Raw genomic sequence first — 20,161 nt, forward strand, 5'->3', positions numbered from 1 at the left:
CCCTCCGAGGGCGCCTCCGTACCAAGATCCGCTACGCGTGAGGCGGTCACAGGTCGGGCCGTCCCTCGTCGGGGGTGGACGGCAGGGCGTGGAAGCGGCGGGTGATGCGGCCCGCGCCGTACGCCAGGCGGCCGGCCTCGACCGCGTAGCGCATCGCCGTGGCCATCGCGACCGGGTCGGCGGCCCGGGTCACGGCGCTGGCGAGCAGCACCGCGTCGCAGCCCAGCTCCATGGCGAGGGCGGCGTCGGAGGCGGTGCCGATGCCCGCGTCGAGCACCACCGGCACGTCGACCGCCTGCCGGATCAGCCGGATGTGGTGCGGGTTGCCGATGCCCAGCCCGGAGCCGATCGGCGACCCGGCCGGCATCACCGCCGCGCAGCCCACGTCGGCCAGCCGCCGCGCGAGCACCGGATCGTCCGACGTGTACGGCAGCACGGTGAACCCGTCCGCGACCAGCTCCTCGGCGGCGCGCAGCAGCTCCACCCCGTCGGGCAGGAGCGTGCGCTCGTCGCCGATCACCTCAAGCTTCACCCAGTCGGTGTCGAACGCCTCCCGGGCCAGGTGCGCCGTCTTCACCGCCTCCACCGCGGTACGGCAGCCGGCGGTGTTCGGCAGCAGCCGTACGCCGCACCGCTCCACCAGGTCGAGCAGGCCACCCGACCCGCCGGGCGTGGTGTCGACCCGGCGCAGCGCCAGCGTCACCAGCTCGGTGCCGGACGCGCGGATCGCCGCCTCCAGCACGTGCAGGTTCGCCGCGCCACCGGTGCCGAGGATGAGCCGGGAGCCGAACCCGACCCCGCCGATCTCAAGCGTGGACATCCTGCTCACCCGCCCTGGGTGGCGCTGAGCACCTCGACCCGGTCGCCGTCGCGCAGGACGCTCGCCGACCAGCCGCCGCGCGGCACCACCTCGCCGTTCACCGCCACGGCGAGCCCGCGCTCCCGGTCGGTGACGGTGCGGACCACCTCGGCGACGGTGACGCCCTCGGGCAGCGTCCGGCCGGTGCCGTTGACGATCAGTTCCACGTGCGCTCCTTCCCGAAGCGGTCCGGGGTGAAGGGGGCGAGCGCGGGATCCGGCTCGCCGGTGACGATCAGCTCGGTGACCAGGTCGGCGGTGACCGGGGTGAGCACGATGCCGTGCCGGTGATGTCCGGTCGCGGCGAGCACACCCGGCTGCCCGGGCAGCGGCCCGATGATCGGCGCGTTGTCCGGCGTACCGGGGCGCAGCCCGGCGACTGCCTCCACCAGCTCGTACTCGACGAGTTCCGGCACCAGCTCCGTGGCGGCGCGCAGCAGTGTCAGCACGCCACCGGCGGTGACAGCGGTGTCCGCGCGCTCCTCGACCGTCGCCCCGACCACGACCTCGCCGCTGTCCCGGGGCACCAGGTAGACCGGCTCGCTGTCCGCGTACCCCCGGATCACGTGCCGGAAGCCCGGCGGACCGCCACCCGGCGCGCGCAGCCGCAGCACCTGGCCCTTCACCGGGCGGACCGGCAGGCCGGTCAGCGCCGCCGCGCCGCAGCCGGCCGCGACCACAGTGACCCGCGCGTCCACCTCGGACAGCGCGCCGACGCGCGCCGGGCGCAGCTCCACGCCGGCGCGTTCCGCGGCCGTGCGCAACGCGGCGACCAGCCGCCGCGGGTCGACCTGGTGATCACCGGGGGCCACCGCGCCGCCGCGCACGCGCGGCGCCAACGCCGGCTCGCGGTCGCGCAGCTCCGAGGGACGCAGCGGCGTGATCGGCAGTTCCAGGCCCTGCTGGTACGACCACAGCCGCCTCGCCTCGGCCAGGTCGTCGGCGGTGAGCCCGACGACGAGCGTGCCCTCGGTGCGGTAGCCGATGTCGACGTCGCTCGCCTCGGCCAGCTCGGTCGCGAAGCCGGGCCAGCGGGCGGCGGACTCGACGAGCAGCGCGGTGAGTTCGTGCTCACCGAAGTACGCCTCGGCGACCGGCGACAGCATCCCGGCGGCCACCGACGACGCGCCCGACCCGGGCCGGTCGTCGTGCACCACCACGCGCAGTCCACGTTGCGCGCACCGCCACGCGATCGCCCACCCGACAGGCCCGCCCCCCACCACCGCCACGTCGTTAAGGAAGGGCCCCCTGTTAACGCCTCCGGTAGAGGAAGGGCCCCCTGTTAACACGTCAGGGCCCGCAGCAGCTCGGCGGTGGCGTGCGCGGGATCGGCTGCCCCGCTGAGCGCGCCGACCACCGCCACCCCGTACGTCCCGGCGGCCCGCAGCTCCGGCACGCTTGAGGCGGTCACCCCGCCGACCGCGATCACCGGCACGGTCACCGCTTCGGCGACCGCGCGTATCCCCTCGGGGCCGATCGGTTCCGGCAGGCCGGACTTGGTGGTGGTGACGTGGCACGGGCCCACGCCCAGGTAGCTCGCGCCCGCGTCCACCGCGGCCCGGGCGGTCACCGGTTCGCGGGCGGTCGCCCCGAGCACCGCGTCCGGGCCGAGCACCCGGCGCGCGGCACGCACCGGCAGGTCGTCCGCGCCGACGTGGCCACCGGCGGCGTCCACCGCGAGCGCCACGTGCAGCCGGTCGTTGACCAGGCACTGTGCTCCGTACGGCCGGCAGGCGTCGACCACCAGCCGGGCCAGATCGTACGCCTCCCGGTCGGTGGCGTCGTCCTCCACGCGCACCTGCACGACGAGGTCTGCGCCCGCCACGGGCAGTGCGGCACGCAACACGGCGAGCGGGTCACGCCCCGGCCGGGTGTCGGTGATGAGATGCAGTCGTCCCAGGGACAGCACGGCAACGCTCCTCCCTGCGCCGGCATTACCCGGATCAGGTTCGACGGTCGGGGGCTCCCAGCCCCCCTCTCAGCCCGGTCCGCACCGGGCTCCCGTGGGTCACTTGCGGCCTACCGTACGACGCCTCCCGCCCGTACGGAAGCCCGGGTGAGGTTTTTCCCAGGAACCAGCCGTCCGCCGGATCGGGGCAGCGGGTGACCGTCCCGTCACGACACGCTGCCTGGGTGTCCGTTCCCGCCCGTGTTCCCCGCCGCCTGGCGGTCCTGCCGTTCCGGGGCAGCGACGCCGTCTCCGAAGGGCTACTCACCTGGACGATGCTGCGCGGGCAGACCTGGATCCGCCTGCTGCCGGACGTGTACGTGCACCGCGACGGGTACCGCGCCGACGACCACCGGATGTGGTGCGAGGCGGTGGCGTTGCGCCTGCCGCCGGGGGCCGTGCTGGCGGGGCGCAGCGCCGCGTGGTTGTTCGGCGCGGACGTGCTCCCCCGCGACGCGCCGGTGACAGTACTGTTGCCGACTGCTGCGCGGCTGCGACCGCACCCACGGTTGCGGTTGGTCCGGTCACCGCTGCCGGAGCGGGACCGCACCCTCGTCGGCGGGCTGCCGGTCACCACGCCCCTTCGCACGGCGTTCGACCTGGGCCGGCAGGGCTCACTCGCCGAGGCGTTGGTCGCCGTCGAGGCGCTGCTGCGTCGCCGGGCCGTGAAGCTGCCCGCCCTGCGGGCCTACGCCGCCGCCCGGCCGGGCTGGCCGGGCGCTCCGCTGTTGCGTGAGGTGCTGGCGCTGGCCGAGCCGTTGAGCGAGTCCCCGATGGAGACTCGCCTGCGGCTGCTCCTGCTCGACGCCGGCCTCGGCCCGCTCACCGCTCAGCACGAGGTACGCGCCGGTGGACGCTTCGTGGCCCGGGTGGACCTGGCCTGGCCGGCGCTCCGCCTCGCGGTCGAGTACGACGGCGACCACCACCGCGAACGGGCTCACTTCCGCCGTGACGTGGCTCGCCTGAACGCGCTGCGCGCGGCCGGGTGGCTCGTGCTCCGCTTCACCGCCGACGACGTGCTACGCCGGCCCGACGCCACAGTGGCCCTGGTGCGCCAGGCCTTGGCAGAACGTCGTGCCACCGAGGCGAACCACTGATCCGCGCCCGCCGCCACGAGCCTCACCCCGCTACGCCCCCGGCCCGCCACACGTCACCGCTGGCCCCCATTTCGCCACCTACCACCCACCGGACCACCCACCACCCACCGGGCCCCCATTTCGCCGCCCGCCACCCGTTGGGTCCCCGGCTCGCCACCCGTCGAGCCGCCCGAGACACCACGGGCGTCAGAGGCCCGCCCGCAAACACCCATCGCGTTCCACTCGTCGCCAGATCCAGCCCCGAGTGGAACGCCATGGGTGTCTCAAGGCCCTTATGACACCCATGGTGTTCCACTCGTCGTGAGCGCTGCCTGTGGGTGGCACGCCATGGGTGCCTGACGCGTGGGCGAGCCTTGATGGGGCGCAGGCCGCGCGGGCGCACCCCCAACCGAGGGCGCACAGTCCACGTGCGGGCGGAGCCGAACGCGTGGGTGAGCTGAGCGCGCGGGCAGCCCGGTGTGCGCAGGCCCAAACGGGTGAGCACACGCCCCGACGCACACACCCGACACACGAGCACACGCCCCGACGTGCAAACCCGAGCGCGCCAGCACACGCCCGACGTGCAAGCCCGAGCGCGCGGGCGCGGACAGTCAGAGGATGGCGTCCAAGGCGGCCAGGTCCTCGTCGGACGGCTGCCACGTGCCGGCTTCGGCGTTCGCCTTCACCTGGTCGGGAGTGGTGGCGCCGGCGATCACGGACGTCACCGCGGGACGGGCCGCCAGGCCGCCGATGGCCACGTGCAGCATGCTGATGCCGCGCTCGGCCGCGTACGCATCGATCGCCTCGATGACGTCCCAGCGCGCGGCGGCCAGCCGCTCGGCGTACCGGCCGCCGCCGGCCAGCCGGCTACCGGCCGGGGGCGCCTCGCCACGCTTGTACTTGCCGGTGAGCAGCCCGTTGGCCAGCGGGAAGAACGGCAGCATGCCGAGGCCGAACCGCTCGCACGCCGGGATCACCTCGGCCTCCACCCCGCGTTCCACCAGCGAGTAGTGGTTCTGCGCGGAGATGAACCGGGTACGCCCCTGCGACGACGCGGTCCAGTCGGCGTCGGCGATCTGCCAGCCGGCGAAGTTGGAGTTGCCCAGGTAGCGCACCTTGCCGGCGGTCACCAGGTCGTCGAGCGCGGCGAGCGTCTCGTCGATCGGGGTGCCCGGGTCTGGCTCGTGCATCTGGTACAGGTCGATGTGGTCGGTGCCGAGCCGGCGCAGCGACGCCTCGACGGCGCGGGCGATGTAGCGGCGGGCGCCCCGGGCGTCGTGGTCCGGCCCGTTCGCGCCGTGCATGTCCATGCCGAACTTGGTGGCCACCACCACGTCGTCGCGGCGGCCTTTGAGCGCCTGGCCGAGCAGTTCCTCGGAGGCGCCCTGCGGCTCGCCGTAGATGTCGGCGGTGTCGAAGAAGTTGATCCCGGCGTCGAGGGCGGCGTCGACCACCGCCCGGGTGCCGTCGAGGTCGAGTTTGCGGCCGAAGTTGTTGCAGCCGATGCCGACCACTGACACCACGAGCCCGGAGTCGCCCAGCCGGCGATAGGTCATCTCACTCACGAGATCCACCCTATGCCCGCTCCCCGGGGCCCACCCGGGGAGCGGCTCAGGCCACGTCCCAGACCGGCGCCGGCGTCTCCACCACGTCACCGTCGCCCCGGAACAGCACGAACCGGTCGAAGGTACGGGTGAACCACCTGTCGTGGGTGACCGCGACGACAGTTCCCTCGAACGCGGTCAGCCCGGCCTCCAGCGCCTCGGCCGAGGCCAGGTCGAGGTTGTCGGTGGGCTCGTCCAGCAGCAGCAGCGTCGCGCCGGACAGTTCCAGCAGCAGCACCAGGAAGCGGGCCTGCTGACCGCCGGAGAGCGTGCCGAACCGCTGGTCGCCCTGCCCGGCCAGCTCGTACCGGGACAGCGCCGCCATGGCGGCGTGCCGGTCCATGCCGGCCCGGTGCTCGTCGCCGCGCCACAGCACCTCGACCAGCGTCTTCGCCATCAGCTCGGGGCGGTCGTGGGTCTGCGAGAAGTGCCCGGGCCGCACCCGCGCGCCGAGCCGGACCACGCCGCCGTGCGCGACCGGCGCGAGCGCGGCGGCGCCGTCGACCGGGGTGTTGCCGGGCTCCGGGTCGGTGCCGCCGCGGGCCAGCAGGCGCAGGAAGTGCGACTTGCCGGTGCCGTTCGCGCCGAGCACCGCGACCCGGTCGCCGTACCAGAGTTCCAGGTCGAACGGGTACGTCAGGCCGTCCAGCTCCAACTGCTCGGCGATGACCGCGCGCTTGCCTGTCCGCCCGCCGGTCAGGCGCATCCGGATGTCCTGGTCCTTCGGGGGTACGGGCGGCGGCCCGGCCTCCTCGAACTTGCGCAGCCGGGTCTGCGCGGCCTGGTAGCGGGACGCCATCCCGTCGTTGTACGCGGCCTTCTGCTTGTACATCAGCATCAGCTCGCGCAGCTTCTGGTGCTCCTCGTCCCAGCGTTTGCGCAGCTCGTCGAGGCGGGCGTGCCGGGCGACCCGGGCGTCGTGCCAGCTCGCGAAGCCGCCCGGGTGCACCCAGGCGCTGCCGCCCTCCACCGCGACGACCCGGTCGGCGGTCTGGGCCAGCAGTTCCCGGTCGTGTGAGACGTACAGCACGGACTTGGCCGACTCGCGCAGCCGCCCCTCCAGCCAGCGTTTGCCGGGTACGTCGAGGAAGTTGTCCGGCTCGTCGAGCAGCAGCACCTCGTCCGGGCCGCGCAGCAGCAGTTCCAGCGCGAAGCGTTTCTGCTGGCCGCCGGAGAGCGTGCGCACCGGCCGGTCCCGGGCGCTGTCCCACGGCAGGTCCAGCACGATGGTGGCGACGGTGTCGAAGAGGACCTCCGCGTCGTAACCGCCGGTCTCGCCCCAGGCGGCGAGCGCCTCGGCGTACGCGAGCTGGGCCTTGGCGGCGGCGGAGCTGTACTTGCCGCGGACCTCGGCCGCCCGCATGGCCGCCTCGGTCTCGGCGAGCCGCCGCCCGGCGTCGCGCAGCGCGGGCGGGGCGAGGGAGAGCGCCAGGTCGGCGAGCGTGGACTCGTCGCCGATCATGCCGATGAACTGCCGCATCACGCCCAGCCCGCCGGAGCGCGCGATCGCGCCGGTCTTCACCGGCAGGTCACCGGCGACCATCCGCAGCAGCGTGGTCTTGCCGGCGCCGTTCGGGCCGACCAGCGCCACCTTGGCACCCTCACCGACCCGGAACGAGACGTCGCTGAACAGCTCACGCCCGTCCGGGAGGATGTGCCCGACCGCTGCCACGTCCACGTATCCCACGCGGGCATCCTGCCCGAGCCGGGCCGCTGGACGACACCGGATTACCGGGTGACGCGCAGCACCCGGTAGCCCTTCTGGCTGGCGTGCCGCTCGACGGACCAGCCCTGCTCGACCAGCCAGCGGTGCAGCGAGTCGCCGCCGAGGTGCCGGGCGACGACGAGCCAGGCCACGCCGTCCGGGGCGAGCCGGGGCAGCCAGCGCAGCAGCAGGCCGTGCAGTTCCGGTTTGCCGATGTGGATGGGCGGGTTGGACCAGATCTGGGTGAAGGTGACGTCGTCCGGCAGCTCGTCGGGCGCGACGGCGCGTACCCGGTCGGCGGCGCCGACCCTTGCCGCGTTGGCGGTGGTGAGGGCGCGGGCCCGCTCGTTGACGTCCACGGCCCAGACGGTGGCCTCCGGCGCGACAGTGGCGAGGACGCAGGTGATCGGGCCGAAGCCGCAGCCGATGTCGAGCAGCGCGCCGGTGACGTCGGCGGCCGGCAGGTCGGCCTTGCGCAGCAGCACGGCGGTGCCGGGGTCGAGCCGGTCGGCGGAGAAGACGCCACCGGCCGAGCCGAGCGTGTAGTCGCGCCCGGCGACTGTGAACTCGACCTCGCGCGGGCGGGCCGGGCCCGAGGGCTCAGCGGTGAAGTAGTGGTCGCCGGTCACGCAGGCATTCTCGCACCGGGCCGGGGCGGTTCCGGCAACGGTGTCAGGGGCGGAGCCGGACGCCACTCCGCCAGATTTTCCCGATATTACCCCTGAAAGGGACAATCAGTCCTACTCTATGCCACATGGTGTACCGGTACGAGTCCGATGAGGACGCCTTCCTGGAGTACCCGAAGCCCGGGTCGGCCCCGCACGGGCCCGCAGCCACGACGCCGCCGCCCGCGGGTCCGTCACGCTCCCGGTTCCCCACGCCGTCGCTGCCCCCGCCGCCGCGCCCGCAACCGGCGCTGCCGCCGGCCGGCGCGGCCGGGCAGGACGACCCCGACGGGCAGGCGGTGGCGGACGACACCCGCGCACCCGTTCCGGCGCCACCGGCCCCGGCGCCGACACCGGGACGGCCCGCGCCACCACGGGAGCCGTCCCCGGTGCCGCAGCCCGCGCCACCCATGCCCGCGCCCGTACCGGCGGCGACGAACCGGCCGACAGTGCCGATCCCCGCCAACCCGACCGCCCGCGCCGGCGACGTCTCCGAACTGCCCCGGGCCCGGCGCGCCGACCGCCGCAACGGCGGCAGCCGGTTCTGGCAGGCGCTCGTCGGTGGCGCCGCCGTACTGCTGCTGCTCTCGCTCACCGGGCTCGCCGTCGCGGCGCTGCTGGACGAGCGGACGGCCACGCCGTCCGCCGGCCAGCCGACCCCGCAGCCGAGCGAGTCGAGCACCCCGGCCGGCGGCACCGACCTGGACTCCCGGGACACCGACCAGGCGACGCTCACCGCCAAGGAGGTCTTCCCGACCAAGGACCTGGTGCTCACCGACGGGAAGCCGGCGTACCGGGTGCTCAAGACCCAGGCCAGTACGAAGTGTCAGGTAGCGGCCACCGGCGAGATCGCCGACCTGCTGGTCCGGCTCGGCTGCAACCAGGTCGTGCGGGGCACGCTCCGCTCCCCCGACGGCGACCACCTGATCACCGCCGGTCTGTTCAACCTCACCGACGTGGCCACCGCCCAGCGGGTACGCGACCGCATCCGGCCGCTGCTCGACGCGCGCCAGGGACGGTTCCGTGGCATGGCGGCGGGCGACGACACCGAGGTGGTGGAGAAGGCCGCGGCCCGGGTCGCCTGGCAGGTACGCGGACACTACGTCGCCTACTGCCTGGTCACGCGCGCCGACGGGGAACGCATCCCCAGCGACGACGCAGCCGCCCGCGAGATCATGTACGACATGGTCGAACTGCACCTCAACCGGGCTGTGCTGGACCGTCGTGCGGCGGCCGGAACGGCCGGGCAGCCCGACGCGGAGTCGGCCGGGGACAGCGCCGGTCAGCGGGGCACCGACTGACCTCCGGTCAGCCCTCGGCCACCGGCACCCGCAACCGGCGGGTCAGATCGGCGCGGCGGGCGTACTCGGCCGGGTCGGCCGGGTAGCCCACAGCGACCAGGGCGAGGCCGTGCGCGGGCGCCACTGTCACCTCGCTGGAGCGCTCACGCCGGGTCAGCAGGCCGGCCGGCCACTGCACCGGCCGCCGCCCGTCCCCGGCCACCAGCATCGCCCCGACCAGGCTGCGCACCATGTTCTGGCAGAACGCGTCGGCCTGGACGGTGGCGACCAGGATCCCGTCCGGGTCGCGCCGCCAGTCCAGCCGGGTCACCTCGCGCAGCGTGGTGGCGTTCTCCTTGCGCCGGCAGTACGCGGCGAAGTCGTGCTCGCCCACCAGCCCGGCCGCGGCGGCGTTCAGCGCCGCGAGGTCCAGCGGCTTCGGCCAGGCCAGGGTGTGCCGGCGGCGCAGCGGCTCGGCGCCCCACGGGGCGTCGGTGACCCGGTACTCGTAACGCCGGAACGTGGCCGAGAAGCGGGCGTCGAAGTCGGCCGGCACCTCGGTCATGGCGCGTACCCGCACATCCGGCGGGAGGAGCCGGGCCAGCCGGCGCAGCAGCCGCCCCTCGTGCTCCCGCCACACCGCGGCGGGCAGGTCGAGGTGGCAGACCTGCCCGGTGGCGTGCACCCCGGCGTCGGTACGCCCGGCCACCGTCAGGCCGGTCGCCGTGCCCGCGCCGAGCACCAGGTCCAGCGTCTGCATGAGCACGCCGGCCACGGTGCGCCGGGTCGGCTGGGGCGCCCAGCCGGAGAAGTCCGTGCCGTCGTACGAGACGTCCAGCCGCAGCCGGATCCGCTCGTCCACCTCGTACCTCCTGTCGACGGCGACGGGCCCGGCACCCCCGAGGGGATGCCGGGCCCGGTCGAGCCTGATCTCAGGCCTTGTCGTTCTCGGTGGCCTCGTCGCTGTCCTCGCGGGCGGCGGCGGTGTCACCCGACGCGGAGACCGGGGCCTCGGCGTCCTGGTCGCCCTCGCTGGAGCGCGGCTTCTCCTCGGCCGGGGCCAGGGCCTCGACCTTGTCCTGCTGCGCGGCCTTGCGGGCGGCGGTCTTCTTGTTCGCCTTCGGCTCGGCGACCTGAAGCTCCTCCACCAGCTCGATGATCGCCATCGGAGCGGCGTCACCCTTGCGCGGACCGGTCTTCACGATCCGGGTGTAGCCACCGTTGCGGTTGGCGTACCGGGGCGCGATCTGGTCGAACAGGGCGTAGACCACGTCCTTGTCCTTGACGACGCCCAGCACCCGGCGACGCGAGGCGAGGTCGCCGCGCTTGGCCTTGGTGATGAGCTGCTCGGCCAGCGGACGCAGCCGCCGGGCCTTCGTCTCGGTGGTCTGGATCTTGCCGTGCTGGAACAGCGCGGTGGCCAGGTTGGCCAGCATCAGCCGCTCGTGCGCGGGGCTGCCGCCGAGGCGGGGGCCCTTGGTGGGCGTGGGCATGCTTGGTGCTCCTCAGGTGTGGCGGCAGCGCGGACTAGAGCTGCTCGGTCTCGCGGTAGTCGTCGGTGTCGTAGTCCGCCTCACCGAAGGCGTCCACGACGTGCGCCGGGTCGAAGTTCGGAGCCGAGTCCTTCAGCCCCAGGCCCATCCCGGCGAGCTTCATCTTGACCTCGTCGATCGACTTCTGGCCGAAGTTGCGGATGTCGAGAAGGTCGGCCTCGGTACGCCCGATGAGCTCACCAACGGAGTTGATGCCCTCGCGCTTGAGGCAGTTGTAGGAGCGGACGGTCAGGTCCAGCTCCTCGATCGGCAGGGCCAGGTCGGCCGCCAACTGGGCGTCCTGCGGGGACGGCCCGATGTCGATGCCCTCAGCGGTCTCGTCCAGCTCACGGGCGAGCCCGAACAGCTCCACCAGCGTCGAGCCGGCCGAGGCCAGCGCGGTACGCGGGCCCATCGACGGCTTGGTCTCGACGTCGATGATCAGCCGGTCGAAGTCGGTCCGCTGCTCGACACGGGTCGCCTCGACCCGGTACGTCACCTTGAGCACCGGCGAGTAGATCGAGTCGACCGGGATCCGGCCGATCTCGGCGCCCGCCTGCTTGTTCTGCGCCGCGGTGACGTAGCCGCGACCCCGCTCGACGGTCAGCTCCATGTCGAGCCGGCCCTTGCCGTTGAGGGTGGCGAGCTTCAGGTCCGGGTTGTGCACCGAGACACCGGCCGGGGGCTGGATGTCACCGGCGGTCACGTCGCCCGGGCCCTGCTTGCGCAGGTACATGCTGACCGGCTCGTCGTGCTCGGAGCTGACGCACAGCTCCTTGATGTTCATGACGAGCTCGACCACGTCCTCCTTGACCCCGGGGATCGTGGTGAACTCGTGCAGCACACCGTCGATCTTGATCGAGGTGACCGCCGCACCGGGGATGGAGGACAGCAGCGTACGCCGCAGCGAGTTGCCCAGCGTGTAGCCGAAGCCGGGCTCCAGCGGCTCGATGGTGAACCGGGAGCGGGTCTCGTTGATCGACTCTTCGGAGAGAGACGGTCGCTGGCTGATGAGCATCTTTTCTCTTCTCTTCCGGGGCGCCCGCTATTTGACGCCCACGACACAACTGTTCCGGTGGCCCGCCCCGGAGGACGGGCCACCGCAACGAGCCCTTACTTGGAGTAGAGCTCGACGATCAGCTGCTCCTGGACCTGGGTGTCGATCACCTGGCGGGCCGGGAGCGAGTGCACGAGGATCTTCAGCTGGCTCGGGATCGCCTCCAGCCACGCCGGAACGGTCCGCGAGCCGGCCTCACCCTGCGCCACGAGGAACGGGGTGAGCTCCTTGCTCTTGGCACGCACCTCGACGATGTCGTGCTCCTTGACGCGGTACGACGGGATGTCGACCTTCTTGCCGTTCACCGTGAAGTGGCCGTGCTTGACCAGCTGGCGGGCCATGTCCCGGGACTTGGCGTAGCCGGCCCGGTAGACCACGTTGTCCAGCCGCGACTCGAGGATCTGCAGCAGGACCTCGCCGGTCTTGGCCTCCTTGCTCACGGCCTCTTCGTAGTAGCCGCGGAACTGCTTCTCCAGCACGCCGTAGACACGACGGGCCTTCTGCTTCTCACGAAGCTGGAGCAGGTACTCCGTCTCCTTCGTGCGGCCGCGGCCGTGCTGCCCGGGCGGGAACGGCCGGGACTCGAACGGGCACTTCGGGCCATCGCACTTGCTGCCCTTGAGGAACAGCTTCATCTTCTCCCGCCGGCAACGGCGGCAGTCAGCACCGGTGTAACGAGCCATCTCTCTCTAACCTCTCAGACCCGGCGACGCTTCGGCGGACGGCACCCGTTGTGCGGCTGCGGCGTGACGTCGGAGATCTGCCCGACCTCGAGGCCCACTGCCTGCAGCGAACGGATGGCGGTCTCCCGGCCGGAGCCGGGGCCCTTGACGAACACGTCGACCTTGCGCATGCCGTGCTCCATCGCGCGGCGCGCGGCGGCCTCGGCGGCGAGCTGCGCGGCGAACGGAGTCGACTTGCGGGAGCCCTTGAAGCCGACCTGGCCGGAGGAGGCCCAGGAGATGACCGCACCGGTCGGGTCCGTGATGGACACGATGGTGTTGTTGAAGGTGCTCTTGATGTGCGCCTGCCCGTGGGCGACGTTCTTGCGTTCCTTGCGCCGGACCTTCTTGACGGCGGCTCCGGCACGAGCCTTCGGTGGCATAAGTCTGTGCGCTCCTAGTTACTTCTTGCCGGGCTTCTTCTTGCCGGCCACGGTCCGCTTCGGGCCCTTCCGGGTCCGCGCGTTGGTCTTGGTGCGCTGGCCACGCACGGGCAGACCGCGGCGGTGCCGGATACCGGCGTAGCAGCCGATCTCGACCTTGCGGCGGATGTCAGCGGCGACCTCGCGGCGCAGGTCGCCTTCAACCTTGTAGTTGCCCTCGATGTGGTTCCGGAGCTCGACGAGCTCCTCGTCCGTGAGGTCCCGAACGCGCTTGTCCGGCGAGATGCCGGTCGCGGCGAGCGTCTCCAGGGCGCGGGTGCGACCGACCCCGAAGATGTAGGTGAGCGCGATCTCCATCCGCTTCTCGCGGGGGAGATCCACGCCGACTAGACGTGCCATGTGCGGGCGTACTCCTCGTGATGTTGTGGCGGAGGTGTGGACCCGTCCCACCCCGCTACCCGACCGTCCCTGTCCTTCCGGCGACGAACGCCGGCGACCGGGACGGGTCGCTGCCCGAGCGGGCCCCGGCCTCCGACCGGGGGTCAACCACGAGGGGGTACGCGCTGCGCGCCCGACCGCGGCTGGGACGAGTTGGTGATGTGTGGGGCGTCAGCCCTGGCGCTGCTTGTGGCGCGGGTCGGTGCAGATGACCATGACCCGGCCGTGCCGGCGGATCACCCGGCACTTGTTGCAGATCCTCTTGACGCTCGGCTTGACCTTCACGGTTGCCTTACTTCCCATCTGGCCCGGAGGCGCGACGCAGCGCGACCCGGACGTCGAAGACGGACACGGGAACGTCCCGGCCGCCGTCAGGCTTACTTGTAGCGGTAGACGATGCGCCCGCGGGTCAGGTCGTACGGCGAGAGTTCGACGACGACCCGGTCCTCCGGCAGGATGCGGATGTAGTGCTGCCGCATCTTGCCGCTGATGTGAGCCAGCACCTTGTGACCGTTCGCGAGCTCCACCCGGAACATGGCGTTCGGCAGGGGCTCGATGACCCGACCCTCGATCTCGATGGCTCCGTCTTTTTTCGGCATGTCCTCCGCTGTCCTGACGTCGGTTACTCCGGACGGCCCACAACGTCTTACACGGGAGAACTGACCAAGATCAGGAAACCCGCGCCAGCCGCGGCTCCGACTCCCACCGAAGCGCAGGGTGGGCATGGCGGAGTGGACGCTGTGCGCCGATCTGAAAGTGTACGCCGACCCGCGCGCGCTCGCCAAACCGACCGGCGGGACCGTCACCCGCAGGGCGTGAATATGACGCAGCTCACGTCTCCGGCAGCTCCCGCTTCGCCCGGCGGCGCGCCTCCCGCTCGACCTGCTTGCGCCGCCGGCGCTCCGCGTCCTTCTCCGGCGCGCCGTGCGCCAGCCCCTGGATCGTCTGGTAGAGCACCACGGCGCCCCACGGGCCGAGCACCCAGATCGGCCAGTAGTCGTCGAACTCGCCCTCACCCAGCTGGGAGACGAACCAGATCGCGGTGAGGATCAGGGCCACCTTCAGCCAGGGCCCCCACACCCCCAGCAGCCAGACGCTGCGCGTGCTCTCGGCCGCCTGGTCCCGATCAACCGCCGGGCTCTTCCCGGCCGTGCGCGGAGCCGGCAGCGAAGTCTCCGCCGGCCGGGAACCGGGCAGGTCGGTCAGCAGCTCGTCCAGCTCGCCGTAGGTCTTCGCCCCGTACGCCCGGCGCAGCCGCTCGTCGTACTCGTTCAGGTCGAGCCGGCCCTCGTTCAGCGCCGCCCGGAGACGATCCGCGGTGGCCTCCCGGTCCGCGTCGGCCGCCCGCATCCGGTTGCGCTCATCCATGGGAGCAAGCATGTCATCCGGCCGCCAGGCCCGCAGCCCGGCGCCCGGGAAGGGCGTGCGCCCGCTCAGACCGCCGGAGAGTCGACAGACGTCTGCCGGGCGGTCACCAGGTCGCCCAGGCGACCCCGTCCGCCGTCCTCGGCGGTCAGCACCCACACGCCGTCGTCCAGCAGCGCCATCGAGTGCTCCACGTGCACCGCCATGGAGCCGTCCCGGGTCACCACGGTCCAGCCGTCGGCCAGCTCGACCGTACGCGGCGAACCCATGGTGATCATCGGCTCGATGGCGAGCGCCAGGCCCGGCACCAGACGCGGCCCCTTGCCGGGGCGCCCGTGGTTGAGCACATGCGGGTCCTGGTGCATCTCAGTGCCGATGCCGTGACCGCCGTAGCCGTCGACGATGCCGTACCGGCCGCCCTTGCGGACCGCGCTCTCGACCGCGTGGGAGATGTCGGTGAGCCGGCCCTTGCCCGAGGCCGCCCCGCGCGCCGCCGCCGCGATCCCGGCCCACATCGCGTCCTCGGCCACCGCCGTCATCCTCAGCAGCGCCGGGTCGACCTCGCCGACCGGCACCGTGACAGCCGCGTCGCCGTGCCAGCCGTCCAGCACCGCGCCGCAGTCGATCGAGATCAGGTCACCCTCGCGCAGCACCTGCTGGGGCGACGGGATGGCGTGCACCACCTGCTGGTTGACCGAGGAGCAGATCGACGCCGGGAAGCCGTGGTAACCCTTGAAGGACGGCACCGCGCCGGCCTCGCGGATCGTCGACTCGGCGATCGCGTCCAGGTCTGCCGTCGACACGCCCGGCGCCACCGCTTCCCGCATCCGGCGCAGGGCACGGGCGACGACCAGACCGGCGGCCCGCATCAGCTCGATCTGCTCGGGGGTCTTCAGCTGGATGTCCAGCTGGTGACGGCGCATGGTGGTGGTTACCTTTCGTCGCGCGTACGCGGAGCAGCGGGGCACGTCGCACGTACCCCGCTGTTCGCACTCTATCCGCCGGGTGGCGGGTGGGACCTCAGCCGCCGTACGAGCGCAGCGCGTCGATGGCGCGGACGGTGACGTCCTCCACCGGACCGGTCGCGTCGATGCCGACCAGCTTGCCCTGGGCGCCGTAGTAGTCGACCAGCGGCGCGGTCTTCTCGGCGTACTCGCGCAGCCGGGCGGCGATGGTCTCCGGCTTGTCGTCGTCCCGCTGGAACAGCTCCGCGCCGCAGCGGTCGCAGATGCCCTCCCGGCTGGTCGCGTCGAACTCGACGTGCCAGATCTTGCCGCAGCCCCGGCAGGTGCGCCGGCCGGACAGCCGCCGGATCACCTCGTCGTCGTCGACGACCAGTTCCAGGACCAGGTCCAGCGCGGTGCCGAGGTCGGCAAGGAGCTTGTCCAGCGCGGCGGCCTGCGGCGTGGTCCGCGGGAAGCCGTCGAGCAGGAAGCCCTCGCTCGCGTCCGGCTCGGCGAGCCGGTCACGCACCATGTTGATGGTGACCTCGTCCGGGACCAGCTTGCCGGCGTCCATGTACCGCTTGGCCTCGACTCCCAGGGGCGTGCCCTGGGAGACGTTCGCCCGGAAGATGTCACCGGTCGAGATCTTCGGCACCGAGAGGTGAGCGGCGATGAACTCCGCCTGTGTGCCTTTGCCCGCGCCCGGCGGGCCAACCAGAACGAGTCGCATCTACCGCAGGAACCCTTCGTAGTTCCGCTGCATGAGTTGGCTTTCGATCTGCTTCACGGTCTCCAGACCGACGCCAACCATGATCAGCACAGCGGTGCCGCCGAACGGGAAGTTCTGGAACTGCTGGTTGTCCAGCCAGATGAAGAAGAAGTTCGGCAGGATCGCGACGATGCCCAGGTAGAGCGCGCCCGGCAGGGTGATCCGGCTGAGGATGAAGTCGAGGTACTCGGCGGTCGGCTTGCCGGGGCGGATACCCGGCACGAAGCCGCCGTACTTCTTCATGTTGTCCGCGACCTCGGTCGGGTTGAACGTGATCGACACGTAGAAGTACGTGAAGAAGATGATCAGCAGGAAGTAGATCGCGATGTGCTCCGGCGCGCTCGCCTTCACGATGTGGTTCTGGATCCACGCCTGGACCTTGCCCGGGTCGTTCTGATCGAAGAACTGGAGCGCGAGCTGCGGCAGGTAGAGCAGCGACGAGGCGAAGATGACCGGGATGACGCCGGCCTGGTTCACCTTCAGCGGAATGTAGGTCGAGGTGCCGCCGTACATCCGCCGGCCGATCATGCGCTTGGCGTACTGCACCGGGATGCGGCGCTGCGCCTGCTCGATGAACGTGACAGCGGTGATGACCACCAGCACCAGGGCGATGACGAGGAGGAACATCCCCCAGCCCTTGGTGGTCTTGATCTTCCAGCCCTCACTGGGGAGCCGGGCCGCGATCGAGGTGAAGATCAGCACGGACATGCCGTTGCCGACGCCCCGGTCGGTGATCAGCTCGCCGAGCCACATCACCACGCCGGTGCCGGCGGTCATGGTCATGACCAGGATCGTCAGCGTCAGCCAGTCCGGGATGCCGGTGCCGCGGGGCACGATCGGGAACTGGTCGCACTGGTTGTTGAACAGCTGCCCGGAGCGGGCCAGCGCCACGAACGCCGAGGCCTGCAGAACGCCCAGACCCAGCGTCAGGTAGCGGGTGTACTGCGTGATCTTGGCCTGCCCGGCCTGGCCCTCCTTGCGGAGCTGCTCCAGGCGCGGGATCACCACCGTCAGCAGCTGCAGGATGATCGACGCGGTGATGTAGGGCATGATGCCCAGCGCGAAGACCGAGAGCTGGAGCAGCGCGCCACCGGAGAAGAGATCCAGCAGGTTGAGCACGCCGGTGCTGCCACCCTGGATGGTGTCGAGACACTTCTGCACGTTGCCGTACGAGACGCCTGGGCTGGGCATCGTGGCGCCCAGCCGGTAGACCGCGATGATGCCTACTGTGAACAGCAGCTTCTTGCGCAGGTCAGGCGTACGGAACGCACTGAGAAAGGCGGACAGCAACTTCTTCCTCCTGCGCGACGCGGGCCGCCGGTGACGAATCCTGGCGGGGCGGGGTGGTGTGGCCGGGCGGCGTGCCCGGATTCCATGGCTGGGAACGGACTCTAACAGTCCGATCCCCCTCCGGGCAGATGTGCCCGGCTACATAAAACGAATCCGATGTTACCCGGCGCACACGTGGCCGGTAGACCATGGCGCCCGCCCAGTTGCGAACAACTGAGCGGGCGCCATGAACATCGCCTTACAGCTCGGTGACCGAGCCACCGGCGGCGGTGATCTTCTCCTTGGCCGACGCGCTGAACGCGTGCGCCGAGACCTGGAGAGACACGCCACCGAGGTCGCCGGTGCCGAGCACCTTGACCGGGTGACCCTTGCGGACCGCGCCGGCCTCGACCAGCTCGACCGGGCCGACCTGGCCGCCGTTCGGGAACAGCTCGGCCAGCCGGTCCAGGTTGACCACCTGGAACACGACCTTGAACTTGTTCTTGAAGCCCTTCATCTTCGGCAGGCGCATGTGGATGGGCATCTGCCCACCCTCGAACGCCGGCGAGATGTTCTTCCGGGCCTTCGAACCCTTGGTACCGCGACCGGCGGTCTTGCCCTTCGAGCCCTCACCGCGACCCACGCGGGTCTTGTCGGTCTTGGCACCCGGAGCCGGACGCAGGTGGTGCACCTTGATCGTCATTACTCGACCTCCTCGACCTTCACGAGGTGGTTGACCGTGAAGATCATGCCGCGGATCTCCGGCCGGTCCTCCTTGACCACCACGTCGTTGATCCGCTTGAGACCGAGCGAACGCAGCGAGTCACGCTGGTTCTTCTTGGTCCCGATCTCGGACCGGACCTGGGTGACCTTCAGGCGTGCCATCAGGACGCCACCCCCGCCCGCGACGCCAGCATGGCGGCCGGCGCGACGTCCTCGACCGGCAGACCACGACGGGCCGCGACCTGCTCCGGGGACTCGAGCCCCTTCAGGGCCGCCACCGTGGCGTGCACGATGTTGATCGGGTTGGACGAGCCGAGGCTCTTGGAGAGCACGTCGTGGATGCCCGCGCACTCCAGCACGGCACGCACCGGACCACCGGCGATGACACCCGTACCGGCGGAGGCCGGCTTGAGCAGCACCACACCGGCCGCGTCCTCGCCCGTGACCGGGTGCGGGATCGACTGACCGATCCGCGGCACCTTGAAGAAGTGCTTCTTGGCCTCCTCGACACCCTTGGCGATCGCCGCGGGCACCTCCTTGGCCTTTCCGTAGCCCACACCGACGGTGCCGTCGCCGTCGCCCACGATCACCAGGGCGGTGAAGCTGAAGCGACGACCACCCTTCACGACCTTGGCGACGCGGTTGATCGCGACGACCCGCTCGAGGTGCGGGGTCTTCTCGACGGGCGCGTTTCCGCGGCCGCCCTCACGGCGGTTGTCGCGGCGACCACCCTCGTTGCCACCGGACCCGCCGCCACGGCGCTGTTGACCTGGCATCAGCAGCCTTCCTTCTCTCTCGTGACGGGGTTTCTAGAACTCGAGCCCGGCTTCGCGGGCGGCGTCGGCAAGCGCGGCGACACGCCCCGCGTACCGGTTGCCACCGCGGTCGAAGACGACCTTCGAGACGCCGGCGGCCTTGGCGCGCTCGGCGAGCAGGGCGCCGACCTTGCCGGCCAGGGCGCTCTTGTCGCCCTCGGCGCCGCGCAGCGAGGCGTCCATGGTCGAGGCCGACGCCAGGGTGTGACCCTTGGTGTCGTCCACGACCTGGGCCACCATGTGCCGCAGGGAGCGGGTGACGACGAGGCGGGGACGCTCGGCGGTGCCGCTGACGTTCTTGCGGACCCGGAAGTGCCGACGCGCACGCCCGACGGCACGCTTGGCGGCGACGCCGCGGCGGCGCTTGAGCAGCGTGGCGCTCACTTCTTACCTGCCTTTCTCACGGCCTCACGGCCGGCGGACGACCTCGCCCGGGTGTTGATGGCCGCGGTCACTTCTTGCCCGCCTTACCAGCCTTGCGGCGGATGACCTCGCCCTGGTACTTCACGCCCTTGCCCTTGTAGGGCTCCGGCGGGCGGATCTTCCGGATGTTGGCGGCGACCTCACCGACCTGCTGCTTGTCGATGCCGGCCACGTGGAACAGCGTCGGCTTCTCGACCGTGAAGGTGATGCCCTCCGGCGCCGGCACGAGGACCGGGTGCGAGAACCCGAGCGCGAACTCCAGGTCCTTGCCCTTGGCGGTCACGCGGTAACCGGTGCCGGCGATCTCCAGGCTCTTGCGGTAGCCCTCGGTCACGCCGACGATCATGTTGGCCACCAGCGTCCGGCTCAGGCCGTGCAGCTCCTTGGCCTTGCGCTCGTCGTTGGGCCGGTTGACGTGCAGCTCGCCGTCCTCGCCCCGCTCCGCCGTGATCGGCTCGGCCAGCACGTGGCTCAGTTCGCCCTTGGGGCCCTTGACCTTGACGGTCCGGCCGTCGATCGTGATGTCGACGCCGGCAGGCACCGGGATCGACTTACGTCCAATACGCGACATTTCTACCTGTCTCC

General features: G+C 71.6%; 26 protein-coding genes and 1 riboswitch. Of the genes, 2 read left to right on the forward strand and 24 right to left on the reverse strand.

All coding sequences use genetic code 11. From position 1 onward, the window contains the following. Positions 1-46: 46 nt before the first annotated feature. The 4 genes from KBX43_RS06920 to thiE all read right to left on the reverse strand — a co-directional run bounded on the left by KBX43_RS06920 (position 47) and on the right by thiE (position 2,767). A complete protein-coding gene (locus tag KBX43_RS06920; protein WP_069087957.1) occupies positions 47-820 on the reverse strand; it encodes a thiazole synthase in 774 nt (257 codons plus the stop codon). A 5-nt stretch (positions 821-825) separates the two neighbouring features. Then, positions 826-1,026, reverse strand: a complete 201-nt coding sequence (thiS, locus tag KBX43_RS06925) for a sulfur carrier protein ThiS (protein ID WP_013288601.1) — start codon at positions 1,024-1,026, stop codon at positions 826-828. Further along, positions 1,017-2,147, reverse strand: a complete 1,131-nt coding sequence (thiO, locus tag KBX43_RS06930; protein WP_210883813.1) for a glycine oxidase ThiO — start codon at positions 2,145-2,147, stop codon at positions 1,017-1,019. The genes thiS and thiO overlap by 10 nt, the downstream gene beginning before the upstream one ends. After that, the gene (gene thiE, locus KBX43_RS06935) at positions 2,141-2,767 is read right to left on the reverse strand and encodes a thiamine phosphate synthase (RefSeq protein WP_210883821.1); all 627 of its coding nucleotides are present in this window, start codon (positions 2,765-2,767) and stop codon (positions 2,141-2,143) included. The genes thiO and thiE overlap by 7 nt, the downstream gene beginning before the upstream one ends. Then, positions 2,762-2,873, reverse strand: a riboswitch (TPP riboswitch). (Overlaps the previous gene by 6 nt.) Positions 2,874-2,991: 118 nt before the next feature. Here thiE and KBX43_RS06940 point away from each other — a divergent pair. After that, positions 2,992-3,903 carry a DUF559 domain-containing protein gene (locus KBX43_RS06940; RefSeq protein WP_210883823.1) on the forward strand — a complete coding sequence of 304 codons (912 nt, stop codon included), beginning with the start codon at positions 2,992-2,994 and terminating at the stop codon, positions 3,901-3,903. A gap of 590 nt (positions 3,904-4,493) precedes the next feature. On the opposite strand, the gene KBX43_RS06945 is transcribed toward KBX43_RS06940, so the two are convergent. The 3 genes from KBX43_RS06945 to KBX43_RS06955 are packed head-to-tail and all read right to left on the reverse strand — an operon-like array spanning position 4,494 to position 7,820. Next, complete coding sequence (locus tag KBX43_RS06945) at positions 4,494-5,456, reverse strand: aldo/keto reductase (protein WP_176722774.1); 963 nt, start codon at positions 5,454-5,456, stop codon at positions 4,494-4,496. A 37-nt stretch (positions 5,457-5,493) separates the two neighbouring features. Further along, positions 5,494-7,173 (reverse strand): ABC-F family ATP-binding cassette domain-containing protein, encoded by a 1,680-nt coding sequence (locus tag KBX43_RS06950; RefSeq protein WP_210883825.1) that lies wholly within the window; start codon positions 7,171-7,173, stop codon positions 5,494-5,496. A 41-nt stretch (positions 7,174-7,214) separates the two neighbouring features. After that, the gene (locus tag KBX43_RS06955) at positions 7,215-7,820 is read right to left on the reverse strand and encodes a class I SAM-dependent methyltransferase (RefSeq protein WP_064446615.1); all 606 of its coding nucleotides are present in this window, start codon (positions 7,818-7,820) and stop codon (positions 7,215-7,217) included. A gap of 125 nt (positions 7,821-7,945) precedes the next feature. On the opposite strand from KBX43_RS06955, the gene KBX43_RS06960 reads away from it, so the two are divergent. Next, complete coding sequence (locus tag KBX43_RS06960) at positions 7,946-9,157, forward strand: hypothetical protein (protein WP_240925837.1); 1,212 nt, start codon at positions 7,946-7,948, stop codon at positions 9,155-9,157. A 7-nt stretch (positions 9,158-9,164) separates the two neighbouring features. Here KBX43_RS06960 and truA read toward each other — a convergent pair whose 3' ends face one another. The 17 genes from truA to rplF form a co-directional block, all read right to left on the reverse strand. Continuing rightward, on the reverse strand, positions 9,165-9,998 hold the full coding sequence (gene truA, locus KBX43_RS06965; RefSeq protein ID WP_210883826.1) for a tRNA pseudouridine(38-40) synthase TruA: 834 nt from the start codon (positions 9,996-9,998) through the stop codon (positions 9,165-9,167). A gap of 70 nt (positions 9,999-10,068) precedes the next feature. Beyond that, positions 10,069-10,629, reverse strand: a complete 561-nt coding sequence (rplQ, locus tag KBX43_RS06970) for a 50S ribosomal protein L17 (protein ID WP_030501600.1) — start codon at positions 10,627-10,629, stop codon at positions 10,069-10,071. A 34-nt stretch (positions 10,630-10,663) separates the two neighbouring features. After that, positions 10,664-11,686 carry a DNA-directed RNA polymerase subunit alpha gene (locus KBX43_RS06975; protein ID WP_007073009.1) on the reverse strand — a complete coding sequence of 341 codons (1,023 nt, stop codon included), beginning with the start codon at positions 11,684-11,686 and terminating at the stop codon, positions 10,664-10,666. 95 nt (positions 11,687-11,781) lie between these two features. Further along, positions 11,782-12,408, reverse strand: a complete 627-nt coding sequence (gene rpsD, locus KBX43_RS06980) for a 30S ribosomal protein S4 (RefSeq protein ID WP_018784565.1) — start codon at positions 12,406-12,408, stop codon at positions 11,782-11,784. 14 nt (positions 12,409-12,422) lie between these two features. Then, positions 12,423-12,830 (reverse strand): 30S ribosomal protein S11, encoded by a 408-nt coding sequence (gene rpsK / locus KBX43_RS06985; protein WP_013288613.1) that lies wholly within the window; start codon positions 12,828-12,830, stop codon positions 12,423-12,425. A gap of 18 nt (positions 12,831-12,848) precedes the next feature. Further along, positions 12,849-13,229 carry a 30S ribosomal protein S13 gene (rpsM, locus tag KBX43_RS06990; RefSeq protein WP_013288614.1) on the reverse strand — a complete coding sequence of 127 codons (381 nt, stop codon included), beginning with the start codon at positions 13,227-13,229 and terminating at the stop codon, positions 12,849-12,851. Positions 13,230-13,439: 210 nt separating this feature from the next. Next, the gene (gene rpmJ, locus KBX43_RS06995; protein WP_012184307.1) at positions 13,440-13,553 is read right to left on the reverse strand and encodes a 50S ribosomal protein L36; all 114 of its coding nucleotides are present in this window, start codon (positions 13,551-13,553) and stop codon (positions 13,440-13,442) included. A gap of 92 nt (positions 13,554-13,645) precedes the next feature. Then, positions 13,646-13,867 carry a translation initiation factor IF-1 gene (gene infA, locus KBX43_RS07000; RefSeq protein ID WP_007073013.1) on the reverse strand — a complete coding sequence of 74 codons (222 nt, stop codon included), beginning with the start codon at positions 13,865-13,867 and terminating at the stop codon, positions 13,646-13,648. 232 nt (positions 13,868-14,099) lie between these two features. After that, complete coding sequence (locus KBX43_RS07005) at positions 14,100-14,618, reverse strand: DUF1707 domain-containing protein (protein ID WP_113973624.1); 519 nt, start codon at positions 14,616-14,618, stop codon at positions 14,100-14,102. A gap of 83 nt (positions 14,619-14,701) precedes the next feature. Then, a complete protein-coding gene (gene map, locus KBX43_RS07010; protein WP_030501602.1) occupies positions 14,702-15,556 on the reverse strand; it encodes a type I methionyl aminopeptidase in 855 nt (284 codons plus the stop codon). Between the two features lie 97 nt (positions 15,557-15,653). Beyond that, the gene (locus KBX43_RS07015) at positions 15,654-16,307 is read right to left on the reverse strand and encodes an adenylate kinase (protein ID WP_030501603.1); all 654 of its coding nucleotides are present in this window, start codon (positions 16,305-16,307) and stop codon (positions 15,654-15,656) included. After that, a complete protein-coding gene (secY, locus tag KBX43_RS07020) occupies positions 16,308-17,636 on the reverse strand; it encodes a preprotein translocase subunit SecY (RefSeq protein ID WP_043328244.1) in 1,329 nt (442 codons plus the stop codon). It lies immediately after the preceding gene. A gap of 238 nt (positions 17,637-17,874) precedes the next feature. Continuing rightward, positions 17,875-18,318: a 50S ribosomal protein L15 gene (gene rplO / locus KBX43_RS07025; protein WP_018784561.1), complete on the reverse strand. Its 444-nt coding sequence runs from the start codon at positions 18,316-18,318 to the stop codon at positions 17,875-17,877. Continuing rightward, a complete protein-coding gene (gene rpmD, locus KBX43_RS07030) occupies positions 18,318-18,500 on the reverse strand; it encodes a 50S ribosomal protein L30 (protein WP_013473693.1) in 183 nt (60 codons plus the stop codon). Before rpmD ends, rplO begins: the two co-directional genes overlap by 1 nt. Then, positions 18,500-19,114, reverse strand: a complete 615-nt coding sequence (gene rpsE / locus KBX43_RS07035) for a 30S ribosomal protein S5 (protein WP_013288621.1) — start codon at positions 19,112-19,114, stop codon at positions 18,500-18,502. The genes rpmD and rpsE overlap by 1 nt, the downstream gene beginning before the upstream one ends. A 33-nt stretch (positions 19,115-19,147) precedes the next feature. Further along, entirely contained in the window at positions 19,148-19,537 is a 390-nt protein-coding gene (gene rplR, locus KBX43_RS07040; protein WP_030501605.1) for a 50S ribosomal protein L18, read from the reverse strand. A 67-nt stretch (positions 19,538-19,604) separates the two neighbouring features. Then, on the reverse strand, positions 19,605-20,147 hold the full coding sequence (gene rplF, locus KBX43_RS07045) for a 50S ribosomal protein L6 (protein ID WP_013288623.1): 543 nt from the start codon (positions 20,145-20,147) through the stop codon (positions 19,605-19,607). Positions 20,148-20,161: the final 14 nt, after the last annotated feature.

Source organism: Micromonospora sp. C41, assembly GCF_018070485.1.
Classification (GTDB): domain Bacteria; phylum Actinomycetota; class Actinomycetes; order Mycobacteriales; family Micromonosporaceae; genus Micromonospora; species Micromonospora chalcea.

Excerpts from the sequence above, each read along its gene's own strand:
- KBX43_RS06920 (WP_069087957.1), bottom strand. The coding sequence starts at position 820 with ATGTCCACGCTTGAGATCGGCGGGGTCGGGTTCGGCTCCCGGCTCATC.
- KBX43_RS06960 (WP_240925837.1), top strand. The coding sequence starts at position 7,946 with ATGGTGTACCGGTACGAGTCCGATGAGGACGCCTTCCTGGAGTACCCG.
- rplQ (WP_030501600.1), bottom strand. The coding sequence starts at position 10,629 with ATGCCCACGCCCACCAAGGGCCCCCGCCTCGGCGGCAGCCCCGCGCAC.
- KBX43_RS06975 (WP_007073009.1), bottom strand. The coding sequence starts at position 11,686 with ATGCTCATCAGCCAGCGACCGTCTCTCTCCGAAGAGTCGATCAACGAG.
- rpsD (WP_018784565.1), bottom strand. The coding sequence starts at position 12,408 with ATGGCTCGTTACACCGGTGCTGACTGCCGCCGTTGCCGGCGGGAGAAG.
- rpsK (WP_013288613.1), bottom strand. The coding sequence starts at position 12,830 with ATGCCACCGAAGGCTCGTGCCGGAGCCGCCGTCAAGAAGGTCCGGCGC.
- rpsM (WP_013288614.1), bottom strand. The coding sequence starts at position 13,229 with ATGGCACGTCTAGTCGGCGTGGATCTCCCCCGCGAGAAGCGGATGGAG.
- infA (WP_007073013.1), bottom strand. The coding sequence starts at position 13,867 with ATGCCGAAAAAAGACGGAGCCATCGAGATCGAGGGTCGGGTCATCGAG.
- KBX43_RS07005 (WP_113973624.1), bottom strand. The coding sequence starts at position 14,618 with ATGCGGGCGGCCGACGCGGACCGGGAGGCCACCGCGGATCGTCTCCGG.
- map (WP_030501602.1), bottom strand. The coding sequence starts at position 15,556 with ATGCGCCGTCACCAGCTGGACATCCAGCTGAAGACCCCCGAGCAGATC.
- KBX43_RS07015 (WP_030501603.1), bottom strand. The coding sequence starts at position 16,307 with ATGCGACTCGTTCTGGTTGGCCCGCCGGGCGCGGGCAAAGGCACACAG.
- rplO (WP_018784561.1), bottom strand. The coding sequence starts at position 18,318 with ATGACGATCAAGGTGCACCACCTGCGTCCGGCTCCGGGTGCCAAGACC.
- rpmD (WP_013473693.1), bottom strand. The coding sequence starts at position 18,500 with ATGGCACGCCTGAAGGTCACCCAGGTCCGGTCCGAGATCGGGACCAAG.
- rpsE (WP_013288621.1), bottom strand. The coding sequence starts at position 19,114 with ATGCCAGGTCAACAGCGCCGTGGCGGCGGGTCCGGTGGCAACGAGGGT.
- rplF (WP_013288623.1), bottom strand. The coding sequence starts at position 20,147 with ATGTCGCGTATTGGACGTAAGTCGATCCCGGTGCCTGCCGGCGTCGAC.